General features: G+C 66.1%; 24 protein-coding genes. 5 read left to right on the forward strand and 19 right to left on the reverse strand.

Translation table 11 applies throughout. The features are described 5' to 3' along the window. Positions 1-15: 15 nt before the first annotated feature. The 9 genes from CGL27_RS16770 to CGL27_RS16805 all read right to left on the reverse strand — a co-directional run bounded on the left by CGL27_RS16770 (position 16) and on the right by CGL27_RS16805 (position 5,977). Positions 16-246, reverse strand: a complete 231-nt coding sequence (locus CGL27_RS16770; RefSeq protein WP_119994418.1) for an FxLD family lanthipeptide — start codon at positions 244-246, stop codon at positions 16-18. A gap of 280 nt (positions 247-526) precedes the next feature. Continuing rightward, a complete protein-coding gene (locus CGL27_RS16775) occupies positions 527-970 on the reverse strand; it encodes a DUF6082 family protein (RefSeq protein ID WP_119987986.1) in 444 nt (147 codons plus the stop codon). A gap of 224 nt (positions 971-1,194) precedes the next feature. Further along, on the reverse strand, positions 1,195-1,800 hold the full coding sequence (locus CGL27_RS16780) for a cupin domain-containing protein (protein ID WP_162953001.1): 606 nt from the start codon (positions 1,798-1,800) through the stop codon (positions 1,195-1,197). A gap of 13 nt (positions 1,801-1,813) precedes the next feature. Beyond that, on the reverse strand, positions 1,814-2,170 hold the full coding sequence (locus tag CGL27_RS50070) for a hypothetical protein (RefSeq protein WP_125755674.1): 357 nt from the start codon (positions 2,168-2,170) through the stop codon (positions 1,814-1,816). 135 nt (positions 2,171-2,305) lie between these two features. Next, a complete protein-coding gene (locus CGL27_RS16790; RefSeq protein WP_162953002.1) occupies positions 2,306-3,070 on the reverse strand; it encodes a helix-turn-helix domain-containing protein in 765 nt (254 codons plus the stop codon). Positions 3,071-3,175: 105 nt separating this feature from the next. Then, on the reverse strand, positions 3,176-3,421 hold the full coding sequence (locus tag CGL27_RS52015; RefSeq protein ID WP_240450520.1) for a helix-turn-helix domain-containing protein: 246 nt from the start codon (positions 3,419-3,421) through the stop codon (positions 3,176-3,178). A gap of 708 nt (positions 3,422-4,129) precedes the next feature. Continuing rightward, entirely contained in the window at positions 4,130-4,276 is a 147-nt protein-coding gene (locus CGL27_RS16795; protein ID WP_162953003.1) for a hypothetical protein, read from the reverse strand. 784 nt (positions 4,277-5,060) lie between these two features. After that, on the reverse strand, positions 5,061-5,420 hold the full coding sequence (locus CGL27_RS16800; RefSeq protein WP_162953004.1) for a DUF6415 family natural product biosynthesis protein: 360 nt from the start codon (positions 5,418-5,420) through the stop codon (positions 5,061-5,063). A 146-nt stretch (positions 5,421-5,566) separates the two neighbouring features. After that, on the reverse strand, positions 5,567-5,977 hold the full coding sequence (locus CGL27_RS16805) for an ATP-binding protein (RefSeq protein ID WP_162953005.1): 411 nt from the start codon (positions 5,975-5,977) through the stop codon (positions 5,567-5,569). A gap of 222 nt (positions 5,978-6,199) precedes the next feature. Here CGL27_RS16805 and CGL27_RS16810 point away from each other — a divergent pair, with 222 nt between their 5' ends. Both CGL27_RS16810 and CGL27_RS16815 read left to right on the forward strand, forming a co-directional pair. Then, a complete protein-coding gene (locus CGL27_RS16810; RefSeq protein ID WP_240450521.1) occupies positions 6,200-7,591 on the forward strand; it encodes a helix-turn-helix transcriptional regulator in 1,392 nt (463 codons plus the stop codon). Next, the gene (locus tag CGL27_RS16815; RefSeq protein ID WP_119988007.1) at positions 7,588-8,475 is read left to right on the forward strand and encodes an aminoglycoside phosphotransferase family protein; all 888 of its coding nucleotides are present in this window, start codon (positions 7,588-7,590) and stop codon (positions 8,473-8,475) included. The genes CGL27_RS16810 and CGL27_RS16815 overlap by 4 nt, the downstream gene beginning before the upstream one ends. A 77-nt stretch (positions 8,476-8,552) precedes the next feature. On the opposite strand, the gene CGL27_RS16820 is transcribed toward CGL27_RS16815, so the two are convergent. The 6 genes from CGL27_RS16820 to CGL27_RS16845 form a co-directional block, all read right to left on the reverse strand. Further along, complete coding sequence (locus tag CGL27_RS16820) at positions 8,553-8,882, reverse strand: hypothetical protein (protein WP_119988010.1); 330 nt, start codon at positions 8,880-8,882, stop codon at positions 8,553-8,555. Between the two features lie 67 nt (positions 8,883-8,949). Then, positions 8,950-9,228 (reverse strand): hypothetical protein, encoded by a 279-nt coding sequence (locus tag CGL27_RS16825; protein WP_125755689.1) that lies wholly within the window; start codon positions 9,226-9,228, stop codon positions 8,950-8,952. A 5-nt stretch (positions 9,229-9,233) separates the two neighbouring features. Continuing rightward, on the reverse strand, positions 9,234-10,283 hold the full coding sequence (locus tag CGL27_RS16830) for a major capsid protein (RefSeq protein ID WP_119988015.1): 1,050 nt from the start codon (positions 10,281-10,283) through the stop codon (positions 9,234-9,236). Between the two features lie 14 nt (positions 10,284-10,297). Continuing rightward, complete coding sequence (locus CGL27_RS16835; protein WP_119988017.1) at positions 10,298-10,714, reverse strand: head decoration protein; 417 nt, start codon at positions 10,712-10,714, stop codon at positions 10,298-10,300. A gap of 97 nt (positions 10,715-10,811) precedes the next feature. After that, positions 10,812-11,351, reverse strand: a complete 540-nt coding sequence (locus CGL27_RS16840; RefSeq protein ID WP_162953006.1) for a hypothetical protein — start codon at positions 11,349-11,351, stop codon at positions 10,812-10,814. A 245-nt stretch (positions 11,352-11,596) separates the two neighbouring features. Then, positions 11,597-13,384: a hypothetical protein gene (locus tag CGL27_RS16845; protein WP_119988023.1), complete on the reverse strand. Its 1,788-nt coding sequence runs from the start codon at positions 13,382-13,384 to the stop codon at positions 11,597-11,599. A gap of 99 nt (positions 13,385-13,483) precedes the next feature. Here CGL27_RS16845 and CGL27_RS16850 point away from each other — a divergent pair, with 99 nt between their 5' ends. After that, complete coding sequence (locus CGL27_RS16850; RefSeq protein ID WP_119988026.1) at positions 13,484-14,416, forward strand: hypothetical protein; 933 nt, start codon at positions 13,484-13,486, stop codon at positions 14,414-14,416. Between the two features lie 568 nt (positions 14,417-14,984). Here CGL27_RS16850 and CGL27_RS16855 read toward each other — a convergent pair. The 4 genes from CGL27_RS16855 to CGL27_RS16870 are packed head-to-tail and all read right to left on the reverse strand — an operon-like array spanning position 14,985 to position 19,275. Then, positions 14,985-16,478, reverse strand: coding sequence for a terminase family protein (locus CGL27_RS16855; RefSeq protein WP_119988029.1), 1,494 nt, complete (start codon positions 16,476-16,478; stop codon positions 14,985-14,987). Next, positions 16,478-17,008, reverse strand: coding sequence for a hypothetical protein (locus tag CGL27_RS16860; RefSeq protein WP_119988031.1), 531 nt, complete (start codon positions 17,006-17,008; stop codon positions 16,478-16,480). The genes CGL27_RS16855 and CGL27_RS16860 overlap by 1 nt, the downstream gene beginning before the upstream one ends. Before the next feature lie 27 nt (positions 17,009-17,035). After that, positions 17,036-17,938 (reverse strand): ParB N-terminal domain-containing protein, encoded by a 903-nt coding sequence (locus tag CGL27_RS16865; RefSeq protein WP_162953007.1) that lies wholly within the window; start codon positions 17,936-17,938, stop codon positions 17,036-17,038. 2 nt (positions 17,939-17,940) lie between these two features. After that, positions 17,941-19,275 (reverse strand): hypothetical protein, encoded by a 1,335-nt coding sequence (locus CGL27_RS16870; RefSeq protein ID WP_119988036.1) that lies wholly within the window; start codon positions 19,273-19,275, stop codon positions 17,941-17,943. Positions 19,276-19,671: 396 nt separating this feature from the next. On the opposite strand from CGL27_RS16870, the gene CGL27_RS50075 reads away from it, so the two are divergent. Both CGL27_RS50075 and CGL27_RS16875 read left to right on the forward strand, forming a co-directional pair. Next, a complete protein-coding gene (locus tag CGL27_RS50075) occupies positions 19,672-19,815 on the forward strand; it encodes a hypothetical protein (RefSeq protein ID WP_162953008.1) in 144 nt (47 codons plus the stop codon). A gap of 408 nt (positions 19,816-20,223) precedes the next feature. Beyond that, a complete protein-coding gene (locus CGL27_RS16875) occupies positions 20,224-20,511 on the forward strand; it encodes a hypothetical protein (RefSeq protein WP_119988039.1) in 288 nt (95 codons plus the stop codon). Positions 20,512-20,549: the final 38 nt, after the last annotated feature.

Raw genomic sequence — 20,549 nt, forward strand, 5'->3', positions numbered from 1 at the left:
CTGCCGGGCGTCAGATCAGTCGCTGGTGCAGGAGGAAGCGCACGACGACTCGCAACCGTCGCTGGTGTCGCAGTCGTCCGACGCCACAGGACGCGGGGTGTCCGTAACCGACACCTCGAGCTCCCAGTCCTCGCCCGAGAACGGGAGAATGGCGGCGGACGGCCCGATGGGCGGAGCATCCTCGCCCGAGAACGCGGTGGTCGGCCCGATGGGCGGGGCGGCTGACTCGGCTATCTGAACGCTCATCGCAGAACCTCCGAAGTGCTGGGCGATACTGCTCGCGCAACGCGCGAGCAGGGGAGCACGGGGCCCCCGCATCCGGCTGCCGTCATGCAGCATGCAGCCAGGTGCGCGAACACCGTGTTCACCGTCATTCACGGGGCGCGATGCCCCCTCCTTCGATGTGCAGCCATGACCGCCCTCGTCGGCTGGGATGCTGGCCCCGGCCAGCCCTTGTTCTCGCCAAGAAGCGGCCGTGGGCCGAGCAACAACCCAGCCGTACAGGATGGCGGCGGGGCCGCAATTCTCAGGTCGCTACTGCGTCAACGGCCACCATGGCCGTGTACTCATCGGCCATGATCGCGTTGAAGGTGCGATCGATGCGGTCCGCCGCCTCCTCCTCACGGAAGCTCCCGAGCGTCGCCCAATACGTCCGGCCAACCTCGCGTGCCATCAGCCACCTTGCTTGGACCCTCAAGGAGGCCCTATTGAGCAGTCCTGCCCGGAATTTGACCGACAGGAGGCTGATCAGCCGATTGCAGTGCAGGATGTCCCTGTACTCCTCGTCGGGCAGCTCGCCGGGGGCTGTCCGCATCACCCGCAGCTCGGGATTGGACACCGCATCGGAGATCAGCTCCTGATGTATTTCCTCGGCATGAAGGGCGAGCCGCTGCCGGGTCTGCCTCTCGGACTGCACAAGCCGCGCAATGCCGACTGCGGCGATGGCGAGAACGACGTATGAGGTCTTCATCCCACACCTTTCGTAGTGACTAGTAGCGGAAAACTGCCCCGCAGCCCATTAGGGGTCTCCCTATGGGAGCGGGATAAGAATTTGGCGAGGTGAGTGAGCTGCTGGCGCTCCGTGCGTTTGCCGCGAGAGGGCTTCTGTCGGCTGCCCCGGCCAGCCACGGCTCGGCCGGGGCAACCTATCTGTCGGTGCCCGCGAGGTGTTGACCGTCACCTTGCCTTTGGGTGTCACACCGGTTCGTCCGTAATGGCAAACACCAGATGCACCGAATATCCCGGAAGGTCCGGAGTGCTCACCTCATGTTTCACCCCCTGCGGCAGGATCAGCACATCTCCAACCCTGGTGACTATCTCCTCGGCTGCACCGGTTGCCTCCGGCCAGACGAGCCAGTGTTTCGCACCACGCATTTGGATGATCACGCCGAGCCATTCGTCATCGTGCGCCCCGAGGTTGCGGTCCCCCGCGTGTGACTCGTAGGCCGAGCAGACGACGTGACGGTGCATCATCGCAGTCAGTTGCAGAGTGACTGTACTGAACCATCCGTCGCTGCGAACGTCCAAGCTCTCGTAGACACGTGTGCGTTGCCGCTCTTGATAAGCACGCGCAACCGCATCCCTGTGGGACCTTCGATGGAAGTCCAGACCGTCAACGAGCGCAACGGTCTGACCTGTTGCCTTCTGTTCCGCCAACGGCAGGAAGACGCTCTCGATCCACGCAGCATCAAATACCTGCTGGACGTGTACCGGCTGGCTCGCCGTGAGCCTCGGCCAAACTGCCGGGCCAAGGCGCCCGAGAAATCTGAAGCCCACTTCTTGGTGTGCAAGGGCACCCATCGCGCCAATACTCCTAGGTCGCGTACAGATGTCCCGTGCTGCCATTCGGCCTCGTGTACGACTTGCAGTCCCACCCAGACGAGTTGCCCGCATGGACGATAAGCGATTCATCCGACGGATCGATGACCTGCGTTGCGTGGAGAACCTCCCCGAGACTGAGATCGGTCAGCTTGCGAGGACGAATCTCGACCACACGCTCCTCCGCATTCACATCCTGCACCAGGACCTCGTCATCGGAAATCTCCAGCCCCGACGGCACGAACATGAGTCGGAAAGACCCGCCGATCTCATACTGTTTGAGCACCTCGGCCAGGTGCCGCATCAGATTCGCCTGCTGCTCCACCAGCGGCTCGGAGGCGAGAACTGTCACTTACTTCTCCTTCTGTGAGTGCCTGAACTCTTACATGAACCCAGCGCGGTACGTCGGCTCCACCTATTCCGCGCCGGGAGATTCGATACCGCTCGAGGCACCGGGACCGGTGTCGACCGGTGCCCCGAGCGGGGTCTATTGGACGGGCTGTGGTCCGACTCCCCGGGCGCGGTCCTCCAGCCCCTTGACCAGACCGGCCGCCTCCTTGGCACGGAGGCGCCCAGAGATGCGGGCCGCAGCCTCCATCGCCACCGTGATCACCTCGCGGCCGTACGAGGCTTGGCGGCGTGTCCGCTGCAAGGGACTGGACAGCGACAGGACAGCGGGCAAGTCCCCATCGCCGCCTTCCACTGCCACCGCCAGAACCAGGCACCCGTCGGCAACACCCTGCACCCAGCCGCGACACCGCGTCCCGGAACACGCAGCGGCATCGCTCCACACTGCATGGCCCTGGCCGAGCCCCCGCCATGCGAGGAAGACCCGTGAGACGGGGTCTTCCCCCATCGCCACCGCCCTGGATGGATTACGTCCACTGGCCGCCGACTTGAGTCGCTGGTCGTCGGCGATGCAGATCCGCTGATCGCCGCAACGCTGTTCAAGACGGACGGACCGTACGCCGGTTGTGGCCCGCAGTGCGCTGAGTTCCTGCCGCAGTTCAAGGTCAGCGATCGCCCGTTGCGCCGCCATTGCCAGACGGATCAGCCTCGGACCGACGATGAACTGCCCCTGCGGGTCGACTTCGACCAGGCCCAGCTCCTCCATAGCGAGAACCAGTCGGTGCACCGTGGAACGCTTCAGGCCGGTTTCTGAAACCACAGTCCCCAGACACGTCGGCCCCTCTTCCAGCACAGCGAGAATCGCACAAGCCTTGTTGAGCACACCGACTCGGCTCTGCACCATACTCGGAGCAGTAATCGTCGCCATCTCCCCTCGACAGGCCAGCCATTCGAGCGCACGGAGTGCCCTCGGTCTCATGACCGCATTGCTCTCGGTTTGCCGACTTTCTCAATCTCCAGCACCTTTTCGCAAAGCGTATGATCCGCCGCGTGAGCGCAGCTCTACACCTGCTTCGATGAGTAGCTCGTGAATAAACCCGAATGAGCGTCCCGTAGCCTCACTTATATCCCGAATACTCACCTTGGGGTTGCTTTTATAGACGACGCTAACGATCTCGCGGACGCGTTCACGGTCATTCCCGAGAAGCCTCTTCCCTCGCGGCACACGAGGGATGCCTTCCAACTTGGCAGTCATGGCTGAATTCCTAAAAGACGCTGTCTCATACTTAATGACGGTCGCCGAAGAAGCTCCGGCTACGATGGTGATGGATGAGCGACTGAGTTGAGTTTCTCAGAGCCGAGGGCGAACTACCTGTGAGTAGCTGCGCGCACTAGTCCTGTCCGGATTTCACCCAGGACTCCGGACAGGCGCGGGCCTGGATACTTCATCCCGTGCCGGTCCAAGCAGGCCGAGCTCCCAGCCACGGCGAATAAGATGCACCGTGGTTCTGGCGTCCATCAGCGCCATTAGCTCACGCACATCCCTACGCACAATGTCCGCGGACACTCCGCCGTTCGCAGCGATCCATCCCGGATCCTGGCCTCCCGCCAAACCGCGGAGAACATCGAGCTGCCCCATACTCAGCACGAGGTTCACACCGTCGTTTGTGTGCTCGGGCGGGGAGATTTCTTCCAGCAGGTAGGCCCGATGTACGGCACCCGGCCGCTCGGGTGAGCAGAGCTTCGCTGAGGCGTACCGCAGGCAGTCGTTCACCCTGGAGGTACACACACCCATCTCCGCGGCCGCTTCCGCCGGTGTCATACCGCTCGCTGTGAGTTGGAGGGCTTCCCGCTCGCGAGCAGACAACCTCAAACGGCCCGGCGATTTACGCGGTTGGCTGGTCACCATGACCCTTCCCGATTCGGATACGTATGGGCTCGATAGCAACGGGGGATGGACGGCTCAGACGGCGGTGCGTTCCCTCAGGTCTTCAAGGTCCACGACCGTGCAGCCGTGGAGCGCGACGACTTCGCGGCAGGCGAGTGTCCAACGAAGCCGCGGGTCGCCGTAGGCCACGAACGTGAACCGCTCGCCGTGCTCGCCGGGCACCGGCCTGAGGGTCGCGGGTGCGTACCCAACACCAGCCACACCCCAGGCCGTGGCCTCCTCCACCAACACCGCTACACACCCCCTCCGCGCCGAGGGATGGCCCCATGCCTCGACCACGCAGCCTTCGCATACAGGTGGCGCGGTGGTCCTCTCTCCATCTGTGATCGGCCTGCCGGTCCCTGCGTGCAGCAGGAAGAGACGCCGTCCATCGCGTCGGTCATCAGTGGGTCGGCCGCAGCACTGACACAGCATGAAATTCATCGCCTGCCGCTGGCGCAAGGCGTGCACACGGTCGAGCAGTGGTGCACCAGCCCCAGGCTTGACCGGCACCCGGATCCACAGCGCGCCCCGCCTTCGCTCAGCAATGCCGTATTCGTCCGCGTAGCCGATCCCCATTCCGCCGCGGCCGAGTCGCGTCGTGATCGCGGCCGGTGGCGCGTTTTCTCCCGTCCAGGGAGCGATATACGGCACGCGCACGGTGCCCGCGAAGTACTGACGCGGTCGTGGACGCCTAAGGACAGCACTGGAGTAGTCCGGTAGCATCCCGCCAACAGAGGAAAAGTGCTGGTCCCGACGCATGTTCAATCCTTTCGGAATGTGCTTTGCGAGTAGAGCCCCTCTTCGGCGGCCTTGTGACTCCGCGGGGGAACGGGAAGTAGGTGCCGAAGAGGGAGTAGTGAGTTCGTGTCACGCCTGGTTTTGCCGCCGCCCCTCCCTTCCTGGCAGTTGGAGCAGGGGCGGCGGCCGGCCCCCACCAGACGTGAGGGTGGTCCAGTTGAAGCGGTCATGAGGCGACATCGATGTACCCGGTCCGGGAAAGGCGTTCCAGCAGCTCGTTGGTGACCCAACCCAGCTGACGAAGGTGGCCGACCGCCTTCCAGTAACTGCCCGGGACGGTTTCAGAATGCAGGTCGTTTGCACGCTCGATCAGCAGGGCTGCCTCACGGTCTGTTCTGCCTGCATGGCCCGCAAGAGCGATCGTGACGAGTTGTGTGAGGCTGCCCTGTATCCGCTCGACAAGTCCATCGATCGCGTCACGCGGAGGTGCCTGGACGTCCAGAGCGTCGGCCAAGTCCTCATAGATTGAGTCCCGAAGCGGCTCCCAATCCTGCAATTTGGCCAGGACGTACGCGAGGGTGTCCACGCCCAAAGGAGGTTCCCACCTCTGGATAGTTCGGCTCGCCAGTGAACGATGCGGCAGCCCCGTCCGGTTCATCACTAACTCCCGACCGCAGCGGTAAGAAGGGTGGTTCGTCAAGGAGACGGGCCTGGACATCGGGTGTTCTTCCGCTAGGTCGTCTCCCCTACGTAGACCCACACGTCCTTTCCGGCGCCGGTCACGGACACAGAGACGTCGTCGACCAAGTCCCGTACAAGCCGCCAACCTCGACCGTTCTCAGCTAGCTGAGCGGGGACCACCTGCACGGGGACGCGGACGTCTCGGTCACTGACGATCGCCGTAACCCCGCCAGGGACGCGCTGAACGAGAAGACTGACCATCTGCCATCCGTTTTGGTCCGGATCGGTGTGCTGACACACGTTCGTCAGCAGTTCATTGACAGCGATGAGCATGCGCTCACTCGCCTCGTCGCCCACTTCCCAGAGGCGCAAGTGCTCGCGGACGATGCCACGTACGGCTGCCAGATACTCGGACTTCATGTTGAGGCCCATGTCGAGCTGGCCATGCACGCTTCTGGTCATGGCTCGCGAAGAAGCATCCTGAGCGGGGGGCTCAAGTAGTGATTTCATCGCTGCTCCGTCCGTTCTGCCGAAGCCCTTCAGCAGGGCACGGTTGCGGTGTGTACTGGAAGCGCATCGGTCAGCAACTATTCACGCAGAGCAAGCAGGGAACGTGCAGGGCTTGATGCCGAGAGCCTGAAAGTTCGGCATCACGAGTCACAGGGACAGGGAATGCCGCAACCGATGAAGCAGCTTGACCCCGGGGCCTCCCCTCGGGAGTGGTTCGGCAACGAGCTGCGTCAGCTGCGTATCGCAGAGAAGATGTCGGCCCGCGAGCTGGGCCGGTTAGTGCAGGTCAGCGACGACATGATCCTTGCCATCGAGAAGGGCAAGTACCCCAGCTGCCGGGAGGACCTGGCCAAGCGTCTGGACGATGTCTTGAAGACAGGCGGGCTCTTCCAGCGGGCCTGGCCCATGGTCTTCGGCAGCCGTGATGCCGATAAAAGACGGCGTGATGCCGATAGGACGAGGGCGGAGAGCGGGGATGTACCTGTTCAGGTGCGGTCAGGCCGCATTCTGAGCAGTGACGAACTACCAACCCCCTCTGGGAGCCGTGATCCCATGCACCGACGCTCGTTCTTCCAAGTCGGCGGCATCGCTGCCATAGCCCCCTTCGACCTCACACAACTGTTCGCCCCCTCCGACCTCGCAATTCCAACCGCCATCCGCCCCAGCGACATTGCCCAGGTCAGCGACGTAGCTACGGCCGTCAGCGGCTGGGACAACAGGTTCGGCGGTGGGGGCATAGTCCGCGGCCTAGGCAGCCGAGCCATGCAATGGTCGGCCGGCCTCCTGCAAGCAGAGTGCCCCGACTCCCTCCGTTCCGAACTCTTCGCTGCTGTCTCACGACTGGGCATGGTGGTGGGCGCCTCGGAGTTCGACGCCTACGCGCACGATGACGCCCGGCGGACCTTCAAGTTCGCTGCGGACTGCGCCGAAGAGGCTGGCGACTGGCACCTCCGGGCCAGTACCTACTCGTGGTTGGCCCGACAGGCGGTCTGGATCGGTGCACCTGACGACGGGCTGACCTATGCGGAGAAGGGCCTCGTTCGGTCCGACCGCCTCACCGCCACCGAGCAAGCCATGTTGCACACCGCCCGAGCTCGAGCTTTCGGCAAGATGGGTAACGTACGAGAGACGATGGCCGCAGTCGGCCAGGCTGACGACGCCTTCACGCAAGCCCGGCCAGCAGAAGACCCTGCGTGGATGGCGTACTACGACGCCGCACAGCACAACGGTGACACCGCGCATGCCCTCTTTGACCTTGCCATCCTCGCGGACCAAGATCCTGGGCGAGCAGCCCGTCGCTTCTCAGCTGCCGTACAGGGGCATACCGATGCCTTTAAGCGTTCCCGCGCCATCTCTCGCACCAAGCTGGCCGCGCTGCTCATGGCCAGGGGAGACCCCCGGCGGGCCGCTCAGATCGGGCATGACGCCCTCGACGAGGTCGGCCGACTCACCTCGCAGAGAGCCATTGACGATCTCCGACAGCTACGGTCGTTCGCTGCCAAGCACCGCAAGATTCAGGAGGCGAACGCCCTACGCGAACGGATCGGCGCTACGGTCTCGGTATGACGACATCGGCAGCCACGCCCGCCCGCCAAGCCGTGATCCAGGCGTGCGCCAGCGTCGGACTGGACGCCGCAGCGGCTGAGCCCGTGCGCCTCGCCGAGAACCAGACATGGAGACTCCCTGGCCAAGGAGTGATCCTGCGTGTGGCCAGGGTCGGCCAACTCGATACGGCCAGTCGAGAGGTACGCGTTGCGCGCTGGCTCGCGGACAACGACGTCCCGGCCGTGCGCCCTCTGGACATTGATCAGCCTGTCTTGGCCGCGGAGCGGCCTATTACTTTCTGGGCTGAGCTTCCTGAGCACGAGCACGGTACGGCAACGGACGTGGCGGCCCTGCTGAAGAGCCTCCACAGCCTCCCGAAGCCAGATATCGCGCTCGGCTACCTCGACCCATTCGTTCGGATAAGCGAACGAATGGCCGCGGCGACCGCCATCAGCCAAGACGACGCTCAGTGGCTCCATGGGCTGCACCAGGACCTGGCTGCAGCGTGGGCTGAACGGCCAACCGGGCTGCCCGATTGTGCCGTTCACGGCGACGCGTGGCCTGGCAACCTCGTGCGTACTGCCACTGGCCGGTTGATGATGGACTTGGAGCGGTTCTCCGTGGGGCCGCCGGAGTGGGACCTCGTATCCACCGCAGTGGGCAGGATGACGATGGGGGCCGTCACCGCCGAGGAGTATGACGAATTCTGCGAGGCGTACGGAGCTGACGTGACGGAGTGGGACGGCTACCAGACCCTCGCAGGTATCCGGGAGCTCCGTATGGTGACCTACGCCCTTCAGCACGCGGCCAGCAACCCTGAGTGGATCGGGCAAGCCCAGTACCGGATCGACTGCCTACGTGGTCGATCCGGCCCTCGTCCCTGGGTGTGGAAAGGCATTCTGTGATGTCACCGTCCGCTGAGCACCCAGCTCGACGGCTACTCGCCCCAGCCTGACGCGACGTCGGCTTCACCCTGACCCGGCTATCGGTATCTGCGAGTCGGCACCATAAATGACGTCGCCAAAGCCTTCCCCTCCTCGCCCTCGTCCTCAGGGTCATCGGGAGCCGAAGCCTGACGTACGGCTTCGATCTGCCGCTCGATGCCGCGCAAGTTCTCTTGCAGATCCATGGTCACGACACCATCGACGGTGACCTTCAGCGGGTCGCCAAGCAGCTTCGCTCGCCGCTCCCCCAGCACCTCCAGCGCCACCGCACGAGCCGACCGCAGCCGGAAGAACCGGCGCTCCAGGTCGGCCGGGTCCGTGTCCGGTCCAAGCTGCGCCAGCAGCCACGACCGCTGGAACTCATCCACCAGCCTGCCCTTTCTCATCTGTACGGGAGCGGCCCGCCACCAGGCGTCCCCGGTGGCGGGCCATGGGTCACGGTGCCGCCGAAGCGGGCCGCGAGCGGCGCGGCGGCGACTTCTTCGCACTGCCTCCTGCCTCCCCGGGCTCCGGGTCGACCGTCTTCTCTGCGGTCGGGTCCGGCTCGCCGACCGCGATCGGCAGCGACCCGCGCCCCTCGGGCGGGACTTCCCACGCATCGGGGTTCACCACCAGGGCAGCGAGGCGCGGTTCGGGCTCCTCGCCGGGCAGGAGGATCAGCTCCTCGCGCGTGGCTGGGTCCTGCACGTACACGGCGGCTTTCAGTCGAGGCACCGGCATCACAGGACCTTCGCCACGATGTGCGCGTCCGGAGTGTGCATGACCGGCATGCCGACCGCCGCGCCCTTGGTGTAGATCTGCACCGGGTCGTCCTGGACCCCGCGGGTGATGATGATGCCCGGCGCGTCCTCGCGGATGATCTCCGGGTTGGTGCCCCGCGAGAGCACGAGCGCCTCGGCCGTCACCCCGATCTGGGTCTGCGCCCATTTCTCCCGGTCCGGCGGGATCAGGCACCACAGATCCTCCGGAAGCACCTTGCGCGGCTTGCCGTCCACCCGCACCTGCGCCTTGTAGAAGGTGATCGGTGGCAATGAATAGTTGCCGCGCACCACGTTGATCTGCTGCGGGGTGAGTGTCGCCGTCGGCGTCGTGGACGGGTTCACCGACCCGTAGTAGGCCGCCCTGTAGGAGTTGTTCGCCGCGAGGTAGGAGAACGCCTTCCGACTGGTGACCACCAGTTCCGGTTCCGGTGCGCCGACGTCGTCCAGGTACTGGATCCACCGCAACTCATCCGCGATCGGATCCGACTCCGGGTCCCACCACGGCCGCTGCGCAACCGGCATGTTCGCCGCAGGGACGTTCCAGTCGACCTCCAGCGTCAGCCCGTTCTCCTGCACCAGCGAGAACTTGCCGTCCGCCAGCACGTCGCCGGCAGCCATCTCCAGACGCGACTGGATCGCCTCCACGTGCCGCTCGACATCGTCATACAGCAGCTCGATCAGCCGGTCCTGGTCCGAACCATGCGAGGCTTCCAGCAGGATCTGCTCCTGCTCGGAAACCATCAGCTTCTGCCCCAGCGCGGGCAGCGCCCCCTCACGGGAGGTCTGCCACGCCTCACGGGTGGCGAACGGCACGCTCGCGTTGAACGCCCGGTACTTCGCCACGTTCACGTACCGGCCTGAATCCTTCACCCGCCACTTGACCTCCCGCAGCACCAGCGTCGGGAAGATGCTCTGTGTGAGAAGGAAGTCCTTCGGAGAAGGGATCGCCCGCGCGAACGCTGTCAGATCGACAACGCCCACGTCTTTCAACAGGTCCTGAATCGACACAGGTCAGACCCCGCTCACACGAACCGGATCAGCGCAGCCCGCGGGTGCCAGGCCAACTGCGACAGGTCGATACCGCCGGGCACCTTGGACGCCTTGACCGCCCCGTGCCACAGCAGCGCGGCCGGAACCCGCGTCTGCCCCGGCGCGAACGGCGCCTCCGCGATCACGAAGCCGCGCAGCGCCTGACGCCCGCAGTGCGCCTCCGGGTCGTACGGCCCGTACAGGCCCGACTCGGTGACCTTGCCGACCGGCACACCCGAGAAGACCCGGCCGTACGGGTCACAGCCATCCCCGCACTCGTAGTGCACTCCTTCGGTGAACAGCGGCAGGTCGAGGGTGATCGTGTCGGTCTGGTCGGTGCCGTGCAGCGACGCCAGCCACTCCCGGTTGGCGGTCAGGTACTGCGAGGACTCAACGGGCTGAATGGACATGCTCTGTCTCCATTGGACGATGCGGTCAGCTTCCGCACACCGCCCGCCAGGGCAGTGCCGTCCACGGGGAGAAGGGGCGTGGTCCCCTGTACACCGGTCAGCTCGCGGCGTTGCTGAACTCCGGGATCAGGCCACGGCGCTGGGCCATCTCCAGCCCGGCCGCGCCCGGATTCTGCCGGGGGGCTGTCCGCGACGGGGCTCGTCCGGCCGGAGCGCCCGCCGGAGCTGCCGGCACCGGGCCGCGCACCTCGCCGAACAGCTCCGGCCGTCGGGAACGCAGGGCCTCGGCCGCCGCCTGGATCTGCGCATCGTCGGCGTCCTCCTCGTCGACGGCCAGCAGCCGCTCAGCGTCGGTAAGGTCGTCGCCTTCCGCGCCAAGGGCCACCAGCGCCGCCCGGCGGATCGCCGCACGCTCCCGCTCAGCGGCCAGTTCCTCACGACGGGCGGCCTGCAACTCCCGTTCGGCCGCCGCCTGCTCCCGACGCTCGACCTCCGACAGCGCGGCCTGCTCAGCCTCCCGCTGCTCGGTAACGAACTCCGTCAACGCCTTCGGGGTATCGAACCCCAGCGTCGAGAGCAGCCGCTTGATCGCAGCACGTTCCCCCTGAGCCTTCTCCCGCGTGAGCATCTTGCCCAAGCGGTCCTGGGTGACGGTGACTTGGTGCTCCTGGCCGCCTTCCTCAGCGTCGTCCAGGCGCTCGTTCGTCTCGTCCTCTGACGAGGCCCCGAGTATCGGGAAAATCGGCTGCCCGTCACGGCGAAAGCCGACAGGGTGCCGAGGCGGTAGGGGCGGAACCATACAACTCCTCCAGGTGCGCGCCCCCGCGCTGCGGATCAGTGTAGTCATGGCCGCCGACAGCACTACCGCTTACCATCTGCCCACTACTGCCGCCCGCTGGCAGACGCGAACCCAAATGCCCCAGGCCGCTCGCCGCTGCCCTTCGACGGCTCTCCATCTCCACCAGCGTCGCTCTTTACCGGCTGCTCCTCGTCCTTCGACTCTTCATCCGCGTCCCCGCGACGGGCCGCCGCCTCCGCCATCCGCGCTGCCGCCTCCTCCTGCGCTTTCGCGCGGATGCGCTCCACTTCCTCCGCCGCGTCCTTGATCCGGTAGCCCGCGTCAATCAGCATCGCCACCGCCGTCTCCAGCGAGATGACCCCGGCGCCGTACGCCTGGACGACCTCCTCAAGCACCGCAGCCCGGTCAGTCGGCGTGTGCGGTGCCCACGCCAGCCGCGCCCGCAGCGTCTCTCCGGCCGCCCATCCCTCTCCCCGTCCGGCCTGATACAGCCGCTGCACCATCTTGAACAGCAGCCGGTACTTGTGCTCCCTGGCCAGCCGCATCATGCCGATCAGCGCGTCCAGCGGCCCCAGCGCCAGCTTCAGCGCGTACCCCGACGGCACCTCCGTGGCGTCCAGCGTGCCGAGCCCGGCCGCCGTCACCCGCGAATTGGCCGCGATCCGCTCCAGGAGGTGATCCACCCGCGCCCTCAGCTCCGCCAACTGCGGCGACGTGTCCAACGCGTCCATCCGCCCGGTCTCGCCGAGCTGCCACACCGCACCGGCCTTCACCTCAAGCTCCTGCGGCCTGCCCGTCGCCCGGTCCACCGGCAGCCGCGCACCCGCAAGCCCGATGATCGGCGTACCCGTCGTCGCGGATGCCGCCGAGCTGTCCGAGTCCGTGGCCGCGAGCTCATCGAGCGCCTGCAGCACGCGCGCCAAGACCGACCGGCCCCAGTGCTCCCCGCCGTCCGGGATCGTGTTCGCGATGTGCACCACCGGAACGAAGTCGATCATCAGATCCAGTCGGTTCAGCTCCGTGCCGTCCGGCCGCACCCGGAAGCTCGCCTTGCCCTCCGGCAGCCGGTCCAGCGTCTCGCCGTTCTTCAGGTCCTCCAGCAGCCACTCCGCATCGGTGAGGTAGCACGTCACGTTGGACGCCCGGCCCTGTTCCCACGGGTACTGCCGCCCACCAACCGCAGCACCATCGTCACCGGGCTCCCCGTCCTCGAAGATCGGCCCCAGCTCGTACGTCACCCGACGCACCCTGGCCTTCAACCCGGCCTCGTCATCCGCCGGCAGCTCCCACGCCAGATGCACCCGGCTCGGGAAGTCCTCGTCCTCGTCACCCCACTGCGGGAAGAAGAACCCCGGATCATAGATGCGCAGCGTCGGCCGCTGCTTCGCCGGGTTCCAGGCCAGCACCATCACGCTGTCCCCGAGCAGCACCGCCGCCCGCTCGGCTTGCTGGACCCGGAACGTCAGCAGCTCCTTGTCCGCCCACTTCCGCAACCGGTCCTGCACCGCGGCCGACTCCGCCGAACCCGGCGTCGGAGTCTCCTCGTCGGCGTGCTCCGCCCCTTCAACGGCAACCTTCTGCTCCGAACCGAGGAGGTAGCCGAGCGCGGTGTCCACGAGCTTCGACGCATCGCCCAGCTCCCGCCGCTCCAACGCGCTCTCATCGCCGCCGACCGCCGCAAGCTGCCCTGCCTGGTTGTTGTCGTACGACGCCAGCACCTTGTACGCGGCCAGCCGCCGCAGCTCGTGCGGCGGCACCCACGTCTTGGCCAGCTCCGGAAACGCACGGCTGCCCGGGCGCCCGGCGTCGGCCATAACCGGTTTGTAGTTCAGCCACGACCAGGCGTCGATCACGAGTTGGCGCAGGCCCACGGGTCCTCCAGGACGTCGGCCCCGCGCCATGGAGGCACATTACTGCGCCCCCGCAGCGGCTATGGAACCAAGCCCGGCCATTTGGTCGTTTATCAAGCCATGGACACGGTTAAGCGCCTACAGAGCCGGGTTGAACGCATTCCGATCAGGCTACGAATCTGGTCAATCGGCGGGACCGGCACCATCTACTTGCTGTGCGGGCTGGCCATCGCCCGACTCGGAATGTCACCAGCGTGGGCGTGGGGCTTGTTCGTCGGTTGGTTCACCTCCTTGGCGACCTTCGTCGTGCTAGTAAACGAAGCGAGTACCCGCCTTACTCCTCGCACCAGAAGCCGATTGTTCACCCTCCGGAACGTCATATCGGTAGCCGGATACCTGGGGCTCACCGCATTCGCCGTATGGGCGCTGACCTTTGACCGAACAGCGGGGATGGTCCTCTTCGTCCTCGTCGCCTTCGCCAACTACTTCATCGCTGGAGGGGCCACCGAACAGCTCATTCGGCTAACACAACTGCATGCCCGTATCACCCAGCGGGTTGCGTTTCGCATCATCGCCATCGCCGCGGCAACACTGGCTCTCGCCCTCTTCCTCACCACCACCCGGACAGCACCCGATCAGCAAAACACCAACTTCAACTTCGTGATGGGGATCTTCCTCACGGCGGGCGCCACCTCCCTGAAGGTCCACTCCCGTGCAAGAAAGCTGTGCACGCAAATCAACGGGCAAGCACGATCTTTGATTCTGGCCCTGGACTCTCTGACGTCCACAACAGCCGATCAAGCCAACTCCCACGCCGACAACGCCCGACGCGAGTGGCTAAAGCTGAGTCAAATGCTTGACGGTCGCATCGAGACCGGACTTCCGCTGCACAGCACTGCACTACTTCCGGCCCCGAACCGGCATCGGCTCCAAGCCCTGGTGAACATGGCCCTCGTAGACACTCCGCAAGGAACCTTGTTCGTTTCTCAGGCACGAGCGGAACTCTGCGAGTTGGCTGCTGCGTGCGCCCCTCGTAACGACACAACGCTCTAGCCTCACCGCCCAACCGATGCGTGCCCTAGCTATCCCTACCTCCGACCATCCAATCGCCGATCGTCCCCCGAACGCCCGGAGATGGCATGGCCAGATCAAGAGAAGCACGACAGCACCCACACGGCTGAGGCGGGTTCGCCCGGCGGACCCGCTGCCGAGATCGTTTCCGTCAGGCTGAGCAAAGGGCATTGTCCAGCCCTCAACGGCCTTTCACTGCCGCGGACTTGTCTAGGATCTCCTCTTGCTGGGCATAGCCCGGTGATCCACTCTTCGGCCATGTCCGGAAGGAGGAACAATTGGCCAAGCATGCTCGACCACGTAGGAACGACAAGGAGAAGATGAAAGAACGCCGCGAGCGGACGATGCTCGCGATCAAGGTTGCCGCCTTGATCTACGCCATCGCCCGCTCATGTAGCGGCAACAACTAAACGCGCGAGGGGCGCTCCGAGACCGCAAAATCAGGGGGCGTCCCTCGCCCATAACTGGCCCCACAGTAAGGGATCAAAGTACACAGCGAAATAAGAATATGCAACGGCGGCAACTCGTATGTGCACCTACGACACAGAACTCATCGACGGCCGCTGAGTCGCTGATCGTCCCCGCCGCGCGGGGGCGGCATCGTCGGGTCAAGGAACAGGTCCCACAGGGCCCACACGGCCGAGTCCAACAGGTCCGGAGAGTCCTCCGTCTCCCCCTGGCCGACGAAGGTCGTCATCTGCTCCTCCAGCTCCGCGAACAGCCGAGCCGAACCGACATGCGACACCCGGACCTGCTCGTACAACTGGGCGGCCGGGGCCGCCCGCGCCCGCTTCCCTCTCGTGGCATGAACAATGCGCCAGTTCACCGTCGGGTCCACCTGCCCCAGGAGCGCGGGCAGGTAGTCACCGCCGTTGTTCGCCTCGATGACCACGCAGTCCGCCCGGTGCTCGTGGTACAGCGTGGCAGCCCGCTTCATTGCCTGTGTCGGCGTGTACCGGGCCTGCTCGCAGTGCAGCAGATACCCACGAGGCCGGTCGTCCCCGAACATCGTCTCCACCGGGAACCCGCGCCCAGCCACCGTGAACGCCGTCATATCGGCGTTCTCGTGCGACTTCGTGGCCGGGTCCACGGCCACGACCACGCGCTGGAGGTCCGGCAGGTGCTCGGGCCGAGGCCGGAAGCCCTCGACCTCCAGCATCCAGCCCTTCCACAGTGCGCCCTCCACGTCCTCGAGCAACTCGCCGGACAGCTCCTGCCGCCCCAGCCGTGTGCCGGCGTACTCCGCCTCCAGCTCCTCGCGCGCCGCCATACTCAGGTTTGCGTCGTTCTCCCGCATGTGCCCGCGGGTCAGCACCACCCTGGGCGGCTCCCCGCCCTCCCGATATGCCTTCTCCTGCAACCGGCCGCGCTCGACGAGCCGCTTGACATGAGGGAGCGGCTTCGGCGTCGTGGAGATCACAACCTGCGGAGTGTCCGCCTCACGCAGGCAGAACCACAGCATGTCGTACACCTCTTGCGCGGTGTGCCGCGACCAGGCCGCGTACTCGTCGCACCACGCCTTGTCGAACGCCCAGCCACGCAGGTTGTCCGGCGTCTCCGCACCGAACCCCCGGATCAGTGTGCCGTTCACCAACCGCAGCGTCGTCTCCCCAAGCGAGGAGTTGTACTTCGCCACCTCCTCCGGCGGGAACACCGACAGCAGCCCTGACTTCGGGGAGTCGAAGCAGATGTCCCGCACCAGCGTCGCGTTCTTCGCCACCACCGCGATCTGCAATCCCGGCGTCTTCGCCCACTCCCGCACCGCCTCCGCAGCCGTCCGCGACTTCCCCCAGCCGCGGCCGGTAAGCAGCATCCACACCGTCCACAGCCACGACGGCCGCCGCTGTGCCGCCCGCGCGTGATGGTGCAACCACCCTTCATGCGGCAGCCCGTCGCAGTCCGGCACCTCACACGCCCACCGGCGCGCCGACAGCTCATCGGCCTGGACCAGCTCGGCCACCTCAGCCTTCAGCTGCTCCAGGCTCATGACCCCCGGGTCCGCGAGGTCGGCGATCATCTGCCGCTTGGCCCGACCCCGGCTCACTACGCTCCCTCCGACAGCCGACGCTCCAGCTCCCGCCGCAACTGATCCATCCGGGCCCGGCGCTCCTCATCCGTCAAGGCAGCAACATCCGCGCCCTGTTCGCCCACGCTCATGCCAGCTCCCACTGGTTCCTCGCCGATCGCCCGCCGCTCGATCTCGGCCGCCACCTGGAAGTAACGCAGCAACTCGGACACAGACAGCTCGCGCGGGTCGAGAGCCTGGAGCCGCGCCACTGCCTTCCCCAGCACCGCCTGCGCGATCTTGGCGTGCCGACGGGCGACGTCACGTCGTGCCTGCCGCTGCTCTGCCAGGAACACCCTGTCCTGCTCGCGGTCGTACGCCGCCGCCCGCATCACCCATGCGTACTGCCGCGACCAGCGGAACAGCAGCGTGCGGCTTTTACCCAACTCTCCCGCAACCTTCGCAACACTCCGCGCCGCTCCCAGATCGCGGTAGGCCGCGAACGCCTCGAACGCCTGAGGCGACTCCCCGCTCTGCCGCTCCCAGGGCTCCACCGGGCTCTCAGCCACCGCTCACCTCCTCACCAGCGGCCGTCTCTAGTGCTCCCGTGCAGCGAGGACATCCAGCGCCCGCCACGGTTCGTTCTCCGGCACGCTGCCCTCGCGCACCAGCCGGTCGATCGCGGCCCGGACCGCGGCCGCCGTCTCCACCGGCACCTCCCGCACGCCGAACACCGTCTCCAGCGGCGCCGTTCCGCCCCGGTGAGCTTCACCCGAGGCCGCGTCGAACCAGCCCTCGGCCAGCTCGCCCAGGTGCCGCTCGAACACTGCGAGGATCACGCCGAGCGCGGTTGCGCTGTTGCCGATCTTGTACGCCGCGCGGGACGTCTCCAGCGCGTCCAGCACTGGCTCGTACTGCTCCAATCCAGCCACCCACCGCTGATCGGCTGCGCCGGTGGCCCGGGCCGCGTCGAAGGCCGCCTCGGCGCGCTCCAGCTCGTCGGGCAGAAACATCAACTGCACGCTGGCGAAGTCGAGGTTGGCCTCACCCAAAGAGGCGACATCCACGTTCTCCAGGAGATCCAGCGTCTTGTCGTCCAGGCCCGTGTACTGCCGCCATTCCACCGCCTCCAGCTCTTCGTACAGCTCCTTGAGGATGGCCGGGTCGTCCTGGCCCGCAATCGCGTTGTGCGAGAGCTGGAGCGCGATCTGCCGCTGGCGGGGCAGCGGCTCGTCTATCTGCATCCACCAGATCGCCTCCAGGCCGGCCTCAATCGCAGCGAGCGTGCGATGGTTGCCCGACAGCACGATGAGGCGGCCGCTGTCCACGTCGTTCCACACCAGCGGCGTCGAAGTCAGGCACCCGTCGCGCTGGATGTTCGCAACAAGCTGCCGGAACTGCTCGTGCGGAAGGAACCGCGCGTTCAGGTCCAGCAATGTCAGCGTGCGCGGGTCGCCCTGCACCATCTGCGGCGGGGCAAGCGGCGTCGTCTCCTCCATGATCAGACCTCCGTCTGCGTCGTCCGGGTGCCCCACCGCTTCGCCCACTTCTCCAGGGCCTCGGCGAGCGAGTGCTCACCCATCGCCCCCTGGTACTGGAGCTGGAACTTCCAGCCGTCCTCGTTCGAGGGACCGCGCTTGGTCAGCCGCAGCAACCCGCGGTACTTCATGGACACCGGGTTGTTGCTGAACGCCGTCGTGGACACCGCCCGGATACGGCGCGAGAACGCCCGCTGGCACATGAGCTGCGCCTCCGAGCTCGTGGCGGCGAGCACCACCAGCTTCGACAGGCGCGGGTAGTCGGTTGGCGCGACAGCGAAATCGCTCAGCAAGTACGCCTCGTCCGGCGTGTAACTGCTGGGGGACAACGCGAACACCCCCAGGATGCGCCCGACCCCATCCTTGACCGCGACCGCGAGGTTCGCTGCCCCTGGTGCGATGCGCGGGTTCAGGTACCGGGAACGCAGCGCGTTGAACTGGCCGGGCTTGAGCATCGCCAGCTTGATCGGTCCAACCAGTTCGTCACCACGGCGCAGCCGGGGCGCCTTGACCGGCTCGACGGGCTGGCGCGGCGCGACGATCCGGGTGGGCGCCTCACTGGCGTAAACGTAAAAGGGAGCAGCACGCGGGGTCGCCTTGATGACGCCGCGCAGGTAGGGATGCAGGTCGGGCACGTCGTGGTTGGAGGCGGTCAGCCAGTAGGGCCGGTCGGTGATCGCGCCGAGGACGTCCACCACATCAGCGTCCGAAAGCGGCTCGTACTCCTGGGCGTCCCAGACGAAGTGCTCGTTCAGCGGCTCGTACAACTTCTCGTAACCCCCTCCGTAGAAAGGGGGGAAAGAGCACACGGGAGCGTCGCGGGGCACCTTCTGGAGCCACGAGCGAACATCTTCGACCTCGTAGGAGGCCAGCTCGACATCGGAACCGGAGAGCCGTTGCACCGTCTCCGCATGCTTGACCTCCCACTGCTCCCGGTATGAACGCACCACCCGCTCGTGCCACAGTCCTTCGCGTCCCACGCTGGCGAGGAAGCGGGTACCAAGCATGAGCGTGGCGACCGTTCCCACGCCGTCATCCAGGAAGCCAGCCAGCCAGCCGAGGTGTTCTGTGCTCTCCTCGCGCAGCCGGATGCCTACGGGCTGACGGGTGAGCCACCGGCCGATGGCCGTGGTGTAGATCGAGACGTCCGAGGAGTGGAGCGCGAAGCCCATGCCCGCCACGCTGCGCTCAATGGTGAAGTTTCCACAGCATGGAACGTAGACCTCTCCACGCGGCCAACTTCCGGCGGTCTCGCGCACGATGGCGCGCATGGGGCCCGGGATGGTGCCCTGGAACATCTCTCGCCTCCTGGGTACTGCGATAACGAGGAACGCCAACGCCCGCCCCGGCAAATGCCGGGCCGGGCGCCGCGCTGGAACCTAACACAACGAGCAATTTGCATCTATCAAGAATGTCATCTATCTATGATCCCTCGCCCGACACCACGAAAGCGGGTCCACCCCCACGTCGGCGAGGAGCACCACGATCGTGAACGGAACCTAACGAACATCGCCGGTTTACCCCCAGCGGCGGGGAGCACGTCCTGGCTGCGATGAGGGCACAGGTGGCGAGCGGTCCACCCCCGCGTCGACGGGGAGGACAACAGCCAAGACGCCGACGGTAGCGTTCCCCACTTCGGCACCGAAGCCGAGGCCGCCGAGCACCTCCTCGCCGACCCCGACCGCTACGCCAACGTGTGGCACCAGAGGCCCGAGGACCGACTCGTCTGCTGGCGATCCGATGCCCTGCACGACTGGGCGCGCGAGCAGGACGGCAAGAGCCGACCCGGGCCCGACGCCATGACCGTCAGCTACAGCGACAAGGAGGTCCACCCGTGACCGATCGCCCCACCCCCCGGCCGAGCTCCGCGAGCAGCGTGCCCGGCTCCCGGTCGAAGCCGGTCTCGTCTACGACCTGCTCCGCGCACGGGCCGCCACATGGACGCTCAGCCCTGAACAGCAGGACCCCACCCCAGCAGGCCAGGAGCAGCAGACAGCCCAGACCTGCACGTGACACTGTGCCTCGCCCCGCCACTCGGTTGTACCCGTTCCGGTCGCGGGGCGCACTGCTGTCCGGTTGTGAGACGTAGTGATTACGGTGTGAGCTGCTCGATTCGAAGTCGAATAGCAATCCCCACAAGGATTCTTGGTGAGTTAGCGCACAGGAAGCACTGTAAGGGCGATATCACTTCGCTACGGTGGAGCCGTCACAGATGAAGCGACGAGGCGAGCAGAAGGCGATCTACGATGAGCAGCGACGCGCCCTGGACGATCGAACGTATTCGCGATGCTCTCGGTGACCCTGACCTAGCCCAGCGGTTCCTCAGCGAGATCAACCGAGCGCCGGTCCACGAGTTGCTGTCGACATTCGCGCGCTGGGAACGCATCGCCAAGAACACCCTTGCGACTGTCCAGCGAGCCCGTGAGCTGGCAGAGCATGATGCCCGCGGCGAACAGCCCCCGGGGGAATGGGTGGACGCGACAGAGCGCATTCAGCGGGAAGCCGAGCAGATCCGGGGCCACGGCGCCACCTAATCCCACAATCAGGTTACGCTCCGCGTCAGATCGACTAC

Source organism: Streptomyces sp. 11-1-2, assembly GCF_003595545.1.
GTDB lineage: Bacteria > Actinomycetota > Actinomycetes > Streptomycetales > Streptomycetaceae > Streptomyces > Streptomyces hygroscopicus_B.